A 13,911-nucleotide genomic window follows, 5' to 3' on the forward strand; every position below is an offset into this window, starting at 1 on the left:
AAATACGACATGCAAAACCCCGGCAGCGATGCCGGGGTTGATTATGCTGCGGCGATACTGCCGGACCGGCTCAGGGCATCGTCAAAGTCAACGTGCTGCGCCGTGCGCCGCTCGATTGCAGCGATGGCATCCGCAAGTTTTCCCGCTTCAACCGGCCGCGCCATCAGATAGCCCTGCCCTTCATCGCAGCCCTCGCGCGCGAGAAAACGCAGCTGCTCCTCCGTCTCGATGCCCTCGGCAAGGACGGGAATTCCGAGACTCTTGCCCAGCGCCAGCACGGTCCGCACAATGGCGACGGCAGACATGTTTTCGGGAATTTTACGGACGAACGACTGGTCGAGCTTGATCTTGTCGAACGGAAACGCGTGCAGCGTCGCCAGCGACGAATAACCGGTGCCAAAATCGTCCATCGCGACTGCCACGCCCATGCCCTTCAGTCTGCGAAGAACGTGCATCGCGCTGGTCTGATCCTTCATCAGCGACGATTCGGTGATCTCGACTTCAAGCCGCGATGGAGAAAGACCTGTTTCCAGCAGGATCGTGTGAATGGTTTCCACCAGATCGGGCTGTTTGAGCTGAACCGGTGACAGATTGACGGCCACAACGCCCGGAACCTTGCCTTCGGCGGCATCGCGACAGGCGGTTCTCAAGGCCCAGATGCCCATCGGAATGATCAGTTCGGATTCCTCGGCGAGCGGGATGAATTCTCCCGGCGAGACGACGCCGCGGGTTGGATGAGTCCAGCGCATCAGGGCCTCCGCCCCCCGGATCGATCCGTCCGCCAGGGACGTCTGCAACTGATAGCAGAGGTGAAGCTCGTTGCCCTCGATGGCGGAGTGAAGGTCGCGCGCCAGAGCCCGGCGGTCGCGCGCCGGTTCATCCATCCGCTGATCGTAACGGCCTATCGTTCCCCGCTGGGTGATTTTGCAGCGATGCATGGCGAGCTTGGCGTTGCTCAGCAATTGATCGCGTTCCGGCGTATCGGTCGGGAATATAGCGTAGCCGATCGAAGCCGTCAGCTTGACCGGCGTACCCTTTGCATTGAACGGTTCGCGCAGGGCCGCGCTGATACGCTCTGCGAATTGCTGCGCCGTGACCGGCTGATTTCCGGACATTTGCAGGGCGAGAAACTCATCGCCGCCTTGCCGCGCCAGAAATTCTCCGGGCTGCAGAATCCGGCGTATGCGTTCAGCGACCTCGATCAGCACGAGATCTCCGACGCTGTGCCCGAACACATCGTTGACGTCCTTGAACCCGTCGATATCGATCGAGAACGCGGCGAGCTTGTGAGCTTTCTCGTGGGCGTCCGAGACATCGAAAGCCAGACGCTCGTTAAAGGCGACACGGTTTGGCAGGCCGGTCATCGTGTCGTTGAACGACAGTTGATAGATCCGCTCCGCTGCCTCGGTGCGCGAGCGCAGATCGATGATGTACGACGAAAAACCGCTGCCGATGACGAGCAGCACCGCGCCGACGACACCGATCGCGAGGGTATGCGCCGAGACAAGATTCGGCGGCAGGGGGACAGCGCTGTCGGCAATGAAGTGATGAGACGCCAGCAGCGTGTAATGCATGACGCATACGAGAAACGTCATCACGACAGCCGCGCCGTGGCGGCAGTAACGGGTCACGGGCCGGTTCGCCCGGTTGACGGACAAGGCTCCGAGCCCAAGCCCGAAAATGATGCTGATCGCGATGCCGAACCAGTTCCAGGTGACGGTACCGGCGACGTGCCATCCCTTGAGGCCGACGTAGTGCATGGCCAGAATGCCTGCGCCAACCACCATGCCGCCGAGTTCGGGAGCGAGCGACGGCCGCTTGCGGCTGCCGATTTCAAACCCGAGAGCGCATGAGACGATCGCAATCAGAAGAGCGCCCGCGACGGGCGCGAGATCGAAGCCGCTGGGCAACAGCGGCGCCTGAGACAGGATAGAGATGAAGATGGATGCCCAGAGGGCAGCGCCGGTACCAAGCGAGGCCATGAACAGCCAGCCATAGCGGGTGGCTCCCTCTGTGGCGCGGGCACGGGCGAAATGGCGCATTCCAACCCAGGTGCCGAACAGGCACACCGCGGCGGCAATGAAAATCAACCCGTGATGATAAACGAACAACAGATTTGAATAATTGGACATTGCGAACTCCGGGACTACCAGATCGCATACGTATTAATCCCCCGTTTCGGACGCGTTTCCATGCGCAGAACGTGCAAACAGCCTTTCCAGTCGGTGAAGACGCTGGGGCGCGGGCCGGCTTAACAGCCCCCGAGACAGGAATTATTCACGATGTTTTGCCGCGTTGATGAGAGCGTTTCGCCGCTGGTACGAGGCCACCAGCGCGGCCAGGGCGTCGGCCGATGCGATCATTGAGGTGCTGTCGAAGGAACTGGCGCGCGCAAGATCCGCGTCAGCGCGGTCAATCCGGGCATGATCGTCAAGGCGTCAAGTCCGCAGGCATCCATGAAGGCGAGCTGCGCACCTGGATCGAAACCGCCGCCCCGATAGGCCGCGTCGGCAAGGTCGAGGAGATCGCCTCGGTCGTCGCCTTCCTCGCCTCCGAAGGAGCTTCCTGCATCACCGGCGAAACGCTGCACGTGACGGGCGGGTTCAGGTAAGCGGCTGACAGTCCCAACGACCCTGCGTTACGGCTTGGGCGACATCGGACTTCTGAGAGAAGCCGTCATTCCGGGCGCGGTGCGGCATTTTTCATGCCGCTCCGCAGACCCGGAATCTCTCTCAGCAATTACCAAATGCAAAACCCCGGCAGCGATGCCGGGGTTTTTGTTGTGTACTTTCACCTTTTAAGAGAACCTTCGCCGCGTCAATACTCAGTCCCTGAAATAGGAATTATTCGTGCCAAACATAGAAACGTATCTTCCCAAGTATAGGGAAAGCCGTGCGATAATCATTGGTATCGACAAATATCAGTATGTTTCTCCCCTACTCCATGCGTGCAATGACGCCACCGCAATAGCTAAAAGCCTCGTTGACCTATTTGCTTTCCCAAAGCCGAACGTGGAGGTACTTCTTAACGAAGATGCTACGCGTGCAAATATCCTGCGAGCATTCTTACGTCTAGCTGGCGAATCGGTCACTGAAGCCGACGATAGAGTGTTAGTCTTTTTTGCAGGGCACGGGCACACCGTTTCTGGGCGGCGTGGAGAAACGGGATTTTTGGTGCCCGTCGATGGCAAAGCGGATGATTTAGCAACCCTCATTCGGTGGGATGAACTAACAAGAAATGCGGACCTAATACTGATCTGCCCCCTTTGAAGTGGTCCTCCCTGAAGTATGATTTTCGGATGGAGGATAAGATCAATGGCAAGGAAGAGGCATACGGCTGAAGAGATCGTTGCGAAGCTGCGGCAGGTTGATGTGCTGATGGCACAGGGCCGGCAGGTAGCAGACGCAGTCCGAGCGATAGGCGTGACGGAAGTAACGTACTATCGATGGCGAAACGAGTACGGTGGCCTGAAGGGCGATCAGGTGAAGCGACTCAAAGAGCTGGAGACTGAGAACAATCGTCTCCGGCGAGCGGTGTCGGATCTGACGCTGGACAAGCTGATCCTGGCGGAGGCCGCAAAGGGAAACTTCTAAGCCCCTCCCGACGCCGTGCTTGCGTCGATCATGTAACAGCCGAGCTTGGCATCTCCGAGAGACGGGCGTGCCGGGCTTTGGGTCAACACCGATCGACGCAGCGCAAGACTCCAACGACACCCGATGACGAGGCGGCTTTGACTGCCGACATCATCGAGCTTGCCCGCCAATATGGCCGCTACGGATATCGCCGAATTACGGCGTTGCTTCGCAGAGCCGGCTGGATGGTGAACAAGAAGCGTGTTGAGCGGATCTGGCGATGCGAGGGGCTGAAGGTCCCCCTAAAACAACCTAAACGCGGGCGTCTCTGGTTCAACGACGGCTCATGCATCCGTCTGCGGCCGGAGCGACCCAACCATGTCTGGTCCTATGACTTCGTCGCCGACCGCACCCACGACGGCAAGGCGTTCCGGATGTTGTGCATCATCGACGAGTTCAGCCGTGAGAGCCTGGCCATCCGTGTCGCGCGGAAGCTCAAAGCAACTGACGTCATCGAAGCGCTCTGCGAGCTGTTCGTCTCGCGGGGCATCCCTGCGCACATACGTTCGGACAATGGCCCTGAGTTCGTCGCCGAGGCGCTGCGGGATTGGATCGCCACCGTCGGAGCCAGGACTGCTTACATCGAGCCGGGCAGTCCGTGGGAGAATGGCTATTGCGAGAGCTTCAACGGCAAGCTGCGCGATGAACTGCTCAACGGCGAAATCTTCTACACATTGAAGGAGGCCCAGATCGTGATCGAAAACTGGCGACGTCACTACAACACGGTGCGTCCACACTCATCGCTTGGATATCGACCACCGGCACCCGAAGCCATCGTCTGGCCAGCACCAAAGGAGGTAGTCAAAATGCAATCCCTAAACTAACATTCCGATCGGACCACTCAGTGGGGGCCGGTCAATATTCTCGGCAAGTACTCACTGCTGGCAAAGCCGATGAAGTCGTATCTGATGGCGGGGGCACCCGTCCTGGACATTCAATTTTCACATCACATCTTCTCGATGGAATGAATGGAGCTGCTGCGGGCAAGGGAATACTTACAGGTTACGCTCTAATGGCCTATGTTTATGATAGAGTGGGAGCAGACCCCCAATCCCACCAAACACCACACTTTGGCTTCTTGGATGGGGACGGCGATTTCATTTTTGATATTTCGGAATTAGAAAATCTCGAAATCAAAGACTCTACAAAACTACAGCCCGATTTGGATATTTTTATCAAAGCTCCGTCGATTCCCGCACCGGTGGCGCCCGCAGCCGAAACTGTGGCCGAAACCCTTAAACGACTTCTCACCGATCCGACGCAGAAGATCAAACTCAATGACTTCATAAATGAAGTCCTACGAAAGACTAGCGCTGCACTTTCGCAAGACAAATTTCCAGCCAACGCCCCACTGACAAACGAGGAGTTCTCGGCAAGAATTCAACTTTACGAGGATGCGATAGATGATCTTGCTATTGTGGTCATTTTGCTTGCTCGCTGGGCCGAAACGGATCAGCTCCATATCCTCCAAAACATCTACTCACGTATTTCGGAAATTGAGCACCCTCAATCTGGCATAGTCGCTTGGATTAGACTCTTTTGGTACCCAATCTTGTTTTTGATGTACGCCGGGGGAATCTCTGCGCTTTCAGCAAATAGATCCGCCGCTCTCAAAACCTCGCTCTTCGCTCCTGTTTACTCTGAGCAGCCAATCTTGGACCAAACCAACCCGCCTGCGGTGCTAGCTGCAGTCAGCTACATGACTGAGGTCGTGGAGCAATTCAAACGTTTGCCCGGCCATGAACGAATGTATGTGCCCCGCAGCGAGCATCTTTATAAGCGACTTCAACCTATTCTCGAGGACCAGTTATTTTTGGGACGAAGCTACGACCAGCTATTTGATGATTTTGAGATTCTGGTTGCTCTCTCTTATGCTGACCTCAGAGATAAAGACCCATCGCAGCACGTCTGGGGACCACCGGGACGTTTTGCGTGGAAGGAGTCAAGCGGTCGTGCAAACGCACCTTATGGCCGATTCGTCAGCAACGCCAAAAAGAAAGGGCCAAATTGGGATTTGCTTAAAGCGGGTTTCTTTTCTCAATCTGAAAAACGGTTCTCCGATGTCGCGGATGCCTATGGGGCACTCTTGAAGAAGATAAACTGGTGGTGACCGACAAAGCAGATCGGAAATTTTCGGCCTCCTTGCATCATAACTTGACATTCCCCATCATAGGCTTATATTCCTATTCATCCCGCCCCGTCATGAGGGGCGTTTCGCGATCGTCACGATACGCGGGGCGGGATGCGGTGGCCGCGTGCGGCGTCAGATCCGGCACATGAAAAGTGCGCCGGATGACGACAGCGCAGCTCGCGGACGGTTGAAGTCGTGTGGTCCTGGCGCCGCGATGCTGGCGTCGAACGGAGACATCGAGCCGTCGCTTCGTTCGCGAAGAAGGCGGAAGATCGTAGTTTCCAGAACGGTGGCGAAAGAGCCCGTCCACCGGGGAGAGCGCGAAACAGGCCGTTCCAACCATTGCGTGCGGAACGCCGGATGATTTCGGCGTGTTCGTGGTGACTATGCTCGTGTGCTTTTCACTTTTGCACACGGGGCTGCGGATGCGCTCGCGCATCCGGCGTTCCGCGCGCCCTCATTGAAGGGCGAAGCGATGAAAGAACTTCGGGCGCCCCCGCGCCGTCATAACAACAGGGGCGATGGCGCGTGGCCGCTGGTGGCGCGGGTTGTCTTTTGCGCGAACGGGGCAAGCCCCGCGCGCGACGCCGTCACAACAACAGGGGCGATGGCGCACATCTAAACAGGGAGATGAAGCACGATGCGCATGACGCCTTCAGTGTCGTCCCCGCGAAGGCGGGGACCCATAACCACCGGGTTTTCTGGTGACAAAGGAAAGCGTTGGTCCGCACTCGCGAGAACGACGATGGTTCAGGAAGTATGGGTCCCCGCCTTCGCGGGGACGACCGGAGAGAGAGAGAGAGAGAGAGAGAGACAGATCACCCCTCACGCGGGAATGAAGCCCCCGCGCCTTGCCCTCCCGTGAGCCCGCCGGATAAGATGCGCGGCTTTTCACAAACCCTGTATTTCGCGGATTTTCGGAAACGTTGAGCACCATGCGCCGGACTGACCTTGAGGTGTTGCGTATCGCATTGTGTGCGGCTGTCATCCTCGCGCACGCGCTCATCATTTTCTCGGCGGACCCCAACTATCACATCAAGAGCGCGGAGCCGTCGCAGTTCGCCACCCTCGCGACCGAGTTCATCCGCATCTCGGCGATGGCGACGTTCTTCACCATCGCGGGCTATACCGCGGTGGCCTCGCTGCGCGCGCGCGGGCCGCTGGAATTCGCCAGGACCCGCGTGGTGCGGCTGTTCGTTCCGCTGCTCTTCGGGGTCGTGACCTCCGGCACCATCATCAAATATATCGAGATGATGCAGGGCCGCGATTTCGGCTTTCACGGCCTGCGCAAGGCCCGCACCTTGCAGCAGATGCTCGATGTCGACCCCAGCGTCCCGCTCGGCTTTTTCGATTTCTTCCCGCGCAATCTCGGCATCCTGAACCTGCTGACATGGTCGCACCTCTGGTTCCTCGGCTACCTTCTCATCATCTCGCTGATGCTTCTGCCGCTGCTGGTGCTGCTGGCGCGCCGCGCGCCGGACCCGTCGAAGCTGAATGCCGCGGTGCTGTTTCTGCCCGCGCTGCCGCTCGGCCTCTACCTCGCGGCGTTTAACGGCTACTGGCCCTTCCTGCCGAACCTGATCGGCGACTGGACCAACTTCTTTTACTTCGCGATGTACATGACGTTCGGCGCCATGATCGCGGCATGGCCGGGGATCGACGTGCAGTTGCGCGCGCAGGCGCCGCGCTTCGCCGTCCTGATGGTGCTGGCCTTCGCCGGCGTGGCGTATTTTGGCGTCTCCACGCCGGGACGGGTGTTTGTCGGACTGACGGCGTGGTTCTGCGTCTGCGCCGCGCTCGGCTTCGCCATTCGCTTCAAGCCTGCCGTCGCCACGCCGGCTCTGACATACCTCGCCGCGGCCACGCTGCCGGTCTACATCATCCACCATGCGGTGCTGCTGCTGATCGGCGTCGAGGTGATGAACCTGCCGCTGCCGGTCTGGAGCAAGGTTACGGTGATCCTGCTCGCGACTGTCGCGGTTTCGCTGGCGATGTATCACTGGCTGATCCGGCCGTGGCGGCCGATGCGCTGGCTGCTCGGCATGGGCACCGCGCCCGCCGCCGCGTCCCGTGCGCCGGACAGCGCAGCGGCGAAGCCCGCGCTGTCGCAATGATGCAGGTTTTGCGCGCGGTTACATGCTCGCGACGACGACCAGGCGGCGCACTTCGCCGCGCTGATAGGCTTTCAGGAATGCGTTGTAGTCCTTGAACGACACGCAGCCGTTGGAATCGCCGTTCGGCCCGAGCATGTAGGTGTGCGCAAGCAGTCCGGTGCGGCCGTGGATCGCGCCCTCGCCGCCCACCGGCGTCAGCCGCAGCGCCGCCACGCCGTGAAACAGCGATTCGCGCGGCTTGAGGGTGTAGATGTGCGGCGGCGTCGCGCCGTGCATGCGGACATTGACGTAGCGCGGATCGTCCAGCTTCGATCCGAGGCCGGAATGCGCCTCCAGCTTCGAGCCGTCGGGCATGTACACGGTGCGCGCGGTGATGTCGTAGATCGCGGTGAGCTTGTCGTCTTCGCTCGAACCCGCCGGGGTTGCCGAGGTGCCATCGTTCATCACGCCGCCATCGGAGCCGGCATAGGCCAGCACGGGACCCGGCGCGGGTGTCTTGCCGAACAGTTTGTCGAACAGGCTCGGCGTCTTGGAGGCCATCGCCGCGAGCGCGGCGTTCTTCGCCCGCTCCACCATCTCGGAGTGGCCGGGCTTGACGCGAGGCTGCTGCGCGAACTTGAAGTCGCCCGGGCGCGAAGCCGGAAGCGGAATGCTGGCGACGCGCGCAGGTGTCGTCGGCGGCAGCGCGACATCGGGCGCCTTGGCGATCTCAGCCCGCGACGGGCCGGGCTTCGGCGTGTCGGGCGCAGCAACGACGGTCGGCTTGAACGTCACCGGCGGCGCGCCGAGCGAATGGGTCACGTCCATCAGCGCGGCGTAGTTCTTCTGCTCGACGGTGAGTGCGGGCGCCTCGTCGGCGGCAACGTCGGTGAGCGCAGCGAAACGATCTGTGAAGGCCTGCTGGTCGAGGCCGGGGCCTGCGGGGACGAACACGACACGCGCGTCACGCGACGCCAGTTCATAGCCGGTGCCGAATGGATTGCTGCCGAACACATTGCTGTAGAGCGTCCAGCCACAGGCAAGAGTCACGAACGCAATCGCTGCGCCGCCTGCAATATTCAAAGGGCTGGAGGTTCTCTTGGAACGTCCGTGGTGATGGGCTGTGAAGCCGGTACGCGCGACAGAACTGGTACTCATACGCCTTGCATCCAGAACAATCCCACCTTGTTCCGCTGGCTGCATTCGGCAGTTCACGCGCGAACAGCGCATGCGAAAGCGAGCCAGCGTCAGTTGCCTTGCGGAGCTTGGAGTTCCCCACGCGACATCTCGCAAAGGTGCGGAGCGGCATTAAGGCGGCATTTAGTTAAATGCGGATTAAGTGAGGGCAGATGTAAGGCAGACCCTCAGACCAGCCGGGTTCCATCAATCCTCGTCGTCATCGGGCGGCGGCGGAGGCGCTTTCCGGGACGGCTGTTGCGCGGACCGCGGCTGGTTCGCCGCGCGCGGCGGATTGAACACCGCATAACAGGCCGGGCTGAGCCGCGGGCCCGCGTTCCGCAGACAAGTCTCGACACGGCCGCCGTCGGGGATGAACTGTCCGCACAGGCGCATGGCATCCGGCGTGCAGGCCTCGCGCTCCTGTTCGGTTCCCTGCGCGAAGCACGGCTGCACGCAGACAACGACGGCCAACGCAACCAAACCGGCAACCTTCCCCATGGACCGCCTCCCTGGATAGTTCGATGGTAGTGAGCCAACGCATCGGCCGTCAAAGCCGTTCCCGCATCATTTCTCCGCATCGCGCGCAAATAATGAGCGCGCGGCGGCAACGTTTGGGAAGCAACGGAACGCGGATTTTATTGAGGCCCGCCAAGCTCGGGCGCGGGCGAGCGGTCGAGCGTCTCGCCTTTCACGCCGTCGAGCAGGTCGACCTGGTAGGTCTCGAAGCCGACGCCGCTGCGCTTGCGGGTGAGTTCGGCCAGTTTCTCGGAGCGGGCATACCTCGCACGGTAATACGGACTGGAATCCACCGGACCAATCAGCAGCGCTTTGCCCGTCAGCAGATTCGCGTCCGGCTCCTGCATGAAAGTCCAGCGATAGCGCTGCTGAAACTGCGCGACACATGTCCCCTTCGGCAGGTAGAACATCATCCATGACGTGGTGCCGTAGTCCGCCGCCAGCACACAGCTTGCATTTTGTTTGATGCGGAGCGCTTCGATCTCCTTGGCCAGTTCAGGCCAGCCGACCCCGACGCTGCGCACGGTGGCATCGCGGCGGAAGCCGGTGAGTAGCCCGGTGTTGGTCTGGACGATCAAAACCACGAACAAAATTACGCCGATCGGCAGCGCGAGACGGCGCGACCAGTTCACCGTACGCTGCTCGCGCGCATTCCATGTCGTGCCCCACACGGCGAATGCGGCTGCAATCGCGAATGCCGGATAGATCGGTCCGAGCCAATTGGCCTCCACACGGGCGTGCAGCGAGTGCCAGACGAAGTAGAGAAAGATCATCCAGACGCTGATGTTGATCAGCGTGGCGCTCGCAGCGTTCGCCGCCCTGCCCCGAGCCAGAGCGTAGAGGCCGAGCATACCAAGAATGAATACGGACGGCGTTGCGAATGCGAACTGCGTCGGAATCATTTCGCCGAGATACTTGAGCGTCATATCCGCGACGCGCGCGCGGCCAAGCTGCTTGATGAACGACACCCATTGATGATCGGCATTCCACAGAATCACCGGTGAGAAGATCGCAACGGCGACGATGCCGCCGGCGTAAAGCCACGGCGATGCCAGCCACCGCCGCTGCTCCTTCATCAGCACCAGCCACAGCAGGATCTGCGCGCCGAAAAACAGCGCGGTGTATTTCGAGAGCAGTCCGAAGCCTGCCGCTGCGCCGACGCCAAGCCACCAGATACCGCGGCCGGTCTCCAGAATTTTGGCGAGAAAGTACAGGACAAAGGCCGCTGCCACCATCAACGGCGCATCCGGCGTCACGATGGTGGTGCCTACCGACGCCATCAGGGTAGCGTTGAGCAGGATCGTCGCCGTCGCGGCGATCCGCGCATCATCGAACAGAATCCGCGCGGCGCGATAGACCGCCCAGCTCATCGGCAGCGCGAGCAGGATCGATACCAAGCGAACACCGAATTCCGTGTCGCCCGCGATCATCGTGCCGAGCCGGATCACCACCGCGACCATCGACGGATGATCGTAGTACCCGCCGGCCAGATGCTTCGACCACGTCCAGTAGTAGGCCTCGTCAAAGGTCAGCGGCGTGTACGCCGCCGCGACCAGACGAAGCAGCACCAGCGCGGCTACGGTGAAAGCCGCACCGCGCGCCAGTTTCGTCTCGGAGATCATTTTGCGCGCCAGACGAAGAGGCTGGACACGCCGTAGTTCCAGACCACGCCCATCAGGGCACCGGCTGCACCGGCGAGCCACCAGATCGGCTCCTGATCGAACACGGTCGCCGCAACGCCGACATTGGCGAGAAGCCCGACGCTGCAAACGAGATAGAACAGCAGGAGACCGCGAATGAGAGCACCGCCCTTCAGGCGCTGGTCGCGATAGGTGAGCTGGTTGTTGAGCAGAAAGTTTCCGGTCATCGCGACAAACGCAGCTACGCCTTGCGCTTCGGCGAACGGGACGTTGAGCGCAAGCGACGTGTACAGCGTGGCGAAGTGAACGAAGAGACCGATTGCACCGACCAGCGCGAACAGCAGGAAGCGCAGCGACACCAGATCGCCGGTCAGCTTGGCCAGCACGAGACCGAGGAAGTCCAGCACGACCAGTGAATCCAGTTTGCTCTCGCCGTGCTGGCGCGCGCCGAACGAAAACGGCACCTCGACCACGCGGAGCTTTCCGCCGGCAGTCGCCACGATATCCAGCAGGATCTTGAAGCCCTGCACCGACAGGGACGGCGCAAGCTGCTCGAACCGTTCGCGGCGGATCATGAAAAACCCGCTCATCGGGTCGGCGATTTCGACATGCAGCAGCTTCTTTGCGATGTTGGTCGCAAGCACGCTGCCGCCAAGGCGCGCACTCCCGAAACTGCCGGTGTCGCCGCCGCTGACATAACGGCTGCCGACCACGAGTTCGGCTTGCCCCGATTGCAGCAGCCCGAGCATCTTGGGCAATTGGGTTTCGTCATGCTGAAGGTCGGCGTCCATCACCGCGACATAGGGCGCGCTTGAGGCCAGGATGCCTTCGATACAGGCGCCGGACAGCCCGCGACGGCCGATCCGGCGAATGCACCGAACCCGGGAGTCGGTCTGGGCCAGTTGACGCGCAACCTCCCAGGTCCCGTCCGGCGAGTTGTCGTCGACGAATATGACCTCCCACGCGATGCCGGACAGCGCGGCGTCCAGCTTTGCAAAAAGCTTGGGAACGTTGTCGCGCTCTTTGAAAGTCGGCACCACGACACACAATTGACGTGCAGGTGCTGCCCCGGGTGAGATGGCCTCAGTCATGGAGCCAGCGTATATCCGGGGGACCGGACGATGCCAAGACGCCCTGCCGGGACGCGATTTCGGTGCGATAATGGCTGGAAATCGGGTGGCCGCGGGCATTCAGGGGTCCAGAAATGCCAACGACCACGGAGGGAAACCAGTGAGAGAATCAAGTCTGCGCGTACATCCGGCGCGCTCAACTTCTCACGGTTCTTCTCGTGGTCGTCCCGGCAATGGAGCGGAAGCTGCAACATTGCCGATAGAAACGAGATAGGTACGCAACCGGCGTTCCGCAAGGGTCTCCAAGGGAAACGGGAAATGGCTAAGAAATCAGGTCAAATTCATATCGGGATCGGCGGCTGGACCTTCGCGCCCTGGCGGGGCGTGTTCTATCCGGAGAAGCTGACCCAAGCGAAAGAACTGTCCTACGCCGCCTCCAAGCTGACCTCGATCGAGATCAACGGCACCTATTACGGCTCGCAGAAGCCGGAAAGCTTCCGCAAATGGGCCAGCGAGGTCCCGGACGGCTTTGTCTTCTCGGTCAAGGGCCCGCGGTTCGCCACCAACCGCCGCGTGCTGGCGGAGGCCGGGGATTCCATCAAGAGGTTCTACGATTCCGGCGTCACGGAAATGGGCGACCGGCTCGGCCCCGTGCTGTGGCAGTTTGCGCCGACCAAAAAGTTCGACGAAGCCGACTTCGGCGCCTTTCTCGACCTGCTGCCACGCCAGTTCGATGGCCTCGCCCTGCGCCATGTGGTCGAAGTGCGAAATGACAGTTTCTGCACGCCGGCGTTCATCGCGCTGCTGCGCAAGCATAACGTCGCGGTGGTCTACGCCGATCATGCGAAGTATCCGGCGATCGCCGACATAACCTCCGATTTCGTTTACGTCCGCCTCCAGACCGGCAAGGATACGGTGAAGACCGCCTACCCGCCCAAGGAACTGGATGCATGGGCCAAGCGATTGACGTTGTGGGCGCAGGGCAGCGAACCGGATGACCTTGCCCGCTCCGACAAGACGCCGCCGAAGAAAGAACCCCGCGATGTATTCGCCTATGTGATCCACGAGGGGAAAATCCGGGCTCCGGCTGGGGCGATGGAATTGATCGAGCGCGTGACGTGAGCGAACGAGGACGGGAGACAGCATGGCCAAAGCCAAAAAGCTCTTCACTATCGGCTACGAACAAACGCCGCCGAAGGCAGTTCTCGATGAACTGCAACACGCGGGCGTGAAGCTCCTCGTCGACGTGCGGGCGATCGCATCATCGCGCCGTCCCGGCTTCTCGAAGACCCAGCTTGCCGCTGGTCTTGATGAGCGCGGCATATCCTACGTCCATCTGCGGGGCCTCGGCACACCGAAGGATGGCCGCGAAGCCGCGCGCAGCGGCGACATGAAGGCGCTGTCGAAAATCTATCACGCGCATCTGAAAACCCCGCAGGCGCGCGCGGAGATGGATGAGCTTGCGGCACTGGTGATGAAAGCCGGACCGGTCTGTATTCTCTGTTACGAGCGCGATCACACAGCCTGCCATCGCAAGTTCATTGCCGAGATCATTGAGGACCGCGAAGGCGTGAAGATCGAAAACCTGGTCGCCCCGCAGTTCTGAGTTATCCACAGGCTGGCGGAAAATTTTTCCAGCCCGTTCACGGC

The 13,911-nt window shown here is 60.6% G+C and carries 11 protein-coding genes and 1 pseudogene; 7 read left to right on the forward strand and 5 right to left on the reverse strand.

What is annotated here, in order from left to right; all coding sequences use genetic code 11:
• Positions 1 to 41: 41 nt before the first annotated feature.
• Positions 42 to 2,132 (reverse strand): putative bifunctional diguanylate cyclase/phosphodiesterase, encoded by a 2,091-nt coding sequence (locus HMPREF9695_RS12885; RefSeq protein WP_006021282.1) that lies wholly within the window; start codon positions 2,130 to 2,132, stop codon positions 42 to 44.
• Between the two features lie 199 nt (positions 2,133 to 2,331).
• Here HMPREF9695_RS12885 and HMPREF9695_RS12890 point away from each other — a divergent pair.
• The 5 genes and pseudogenes from HMPREF9695_RS12890 to HMPREF9695_RS12915 all read left to right on the forward strand — a co-directional run.
• A pseudogene (locus HMPREF9695_RS12890) lies at positions 2,332 to 2,611 on the forward strand (SDR family oxidoreductase); the annotation flags it as partial.
• Positions 2,612 to 2,849: 238 nt separating this feature from the next.
• Positions 2,850 to 3,269: a caspase family protein gene (locus tag HMPREF9695_RS25790; RefSeq protein ID WP_083875192.1), complete on the forward strand. Its 420-nt coding sequence runs from the start codon at positions 2,850 to 2,852 to the stop codon at positions 3,267 to 3,269.
• Positions 3,270 to 3,314: 45 nt separating this feature from the next.
• Positions 3,315 to 4,456 (forward strand): IS3 family transposase gene (locus HMPREF9695_RS25795; RefSeq protein ID WP_085947356.1). Its coding sequence is split into 2 segments (ribosomal slippage): positions 3,315 to 3,579 and positions 3,579 to 4,456, totalling 1,143 coding nucleotides; the frame shifts between segments, so codons are not numbered across the junction.
• 20 nt (positions 4,457 to 4,476) lie between these two features.
• Entirely contained in the window at positions 4,477 to 5,742 is a 1,266-nt protein-coding gene (locus HMPREF9695_RS12905; RefSeq protein WP_157223966.1) for a hypothetical protein, read from the forward strand.
• Between the two features lie 956 nt (positions 5,743 to 6,698).
• Positions 6,699 to 7,877 (forward strand): acyltransferase family protein, encoded by a 1,179-nt coding sequence (locus HMPREF9695_RS12915; RefSeq protein ID WP_006021285.1) that lies wholly within the window; start codon positions 6,699 to 6,701, stop codon positions 7,875 to 7,877.
• 18 nt (positions 7,878 to 7,895) lie between these two features.
• On the opposite strand, the gene HMPREF9695_RS12920 is transcribed toward HMPREF9695_RS12915, so the two are convergent.
• From HMPREF9695_RS12920 to HMPREF9695_RS12935, 4 genes are all read right to left on the reverse strand, one after another.
• Entirely contained in the window at positions 7,896 to 9,014 is a 1,119-nt protein-coding gene (locus HMPREF9695_RS12920; RefSeq protein ID WP_006021286.1) for a DUF2778 domain-containing protein, read from the reverse strand.
• Between the two features lie 225 nt (positions 9,015 to 9,239).
• On the reverse strand, positions 9,240 to 9,533 hold the full coding sequence (locus tag HMPREF9695_RS12925) for a hypothetical protein (RefSeq protein WP_006021287.1): 294 nt from the start codon (positions 9,531 to 9,533) through the stop codon (positions 9,240 to 9,242).
• Positions 9,534 to 9,670: 137 nt separating this feature from the next.
• Complete coding sequence (locus HMPREF9695_RS12930) at positions 9,671 to 11,173, reverse strand: glycosyltransferase family 39 protein (protein WP_006021288.1); 1,503 nt, start codon at positions 11,171 to 11,173, stop codon at positions 9,671 to 9,673.
• Entirely contained in the window at positions 11,170 to 12,282 is a 1,113-nt protein-coding gene (locus HMPREF9695_RS12935) for a glycosyltransferase (protein WP_006021289.1), read from the reverse strand. Before HMPREF9695_RS12935 ends, HMPREF9695_RS12930 begins: the two co-directional genes overlap by 4 nt.
• A 297-nt stretch (positions 12,283 to 12,579) precedes the next feature.
• Between HMPREF9695_RS12935 and HMPREF9695_RS12940 the strand changes: the two genes are divergently transcribed.
• Positions 12,580 to 13,383 (forward strand): DUF72 domain-containing protein, encoded by an 804-nt coding sequence (locus HMPREF9695_RS12940; RefSeq protein WP_006021290.1) that lies wholly within the window; start codon positions 12,580 to 12,582, stop codon positions 13,381 to 13,383.
• 22 nt (positions 13,384 to 13,405) lie between these two features.
• The gene (locus tag HMPREF9695_RS12945) at positions 13,406 to 13,867 is read left to right on the forward strand and encodes a DUF488 domain-containing protein (protein WP_006021291.1); all 462 of its coding nucleotides are present in this window, start codon (positions 13,406 to 13,408) and stop codon (positions 13,865 to 13,867) included.
• Positions 13,868 to 13,911: the final 44 nt, after the last annotated feature.

It is taken from the genome of Afipia broomeae ATCC 49717, assembly GCF_000314675.2.
GTDB lineage: Bacteria > Pseudomonadota > Alphaproteobacteria > Rhizobiales > Xanthobacteraceae > Afipia > Afipia broomeae.

Excerpts from the sequence above, each read along its gene's own strand:
- HMPREF9695_RS12885 (WP_006021282.1), bottom strand. The coding sequence starts at position 2,132 with ATGTCCAATTATTCAAATCTGTTGTTCGTTTATCATCACGGGTTGATT.
- HMPREF9695_RS12915 (WP_006021285.1), top strand. The coding sequence starts at position 6,699 with ATGCGCCGGACTGACCTTGAGGTGTTGCGTATCGCATTGTGTGCGGCT.
- HMPREF9695_RS12920 (WP_006021286.1), bottom strand. The coding sequence starts at position 9,014 with ATGAGTACCAGTTCTGTCGCGCGTACCGGCTTCACAGCCCATCACCAC.
- HMPREF9695_RS12925 (WP_006021287.1), bottom strand. The coding sequence starts at position 9,533 with ATGGGGAAGGTTGCCGGTTTGGTTGCGTTGGCCGTCGTTGTCTGCGTG.
- HMPREF9695_RS12930 (WP_006021288.1), bottom strand. The coding sequence starts at position 11,173 with ATGATCTCCGAGACGAAACTGGCGCGCGGTGCGGCTTTCACCGTAGCC.
- HMPREF9695_RS12935 (WP_006021289.1), bottom strand. The coding sequence starts at position 12,282 with ATGACTGAGGCCATCTCACCCGGGGCAGCACCTGCACGTCAATTGTGT.
- HMPREF9695_RS12940 (WP_006021290.1), top strand. The coding sequence starts at position 12,580 with ATGGCTAAGAAATCAGGTCAAATTCATATCGGGATCGGCGGCTGGACC.
- HMPREF9695_RS12945 (WP_006021291.1), top strand. The coding sequence starts at position 13,406 with ATGGCCAAAGCCAAAAAGCTCTTCACTATCGGCTACGAACAAACGCCG.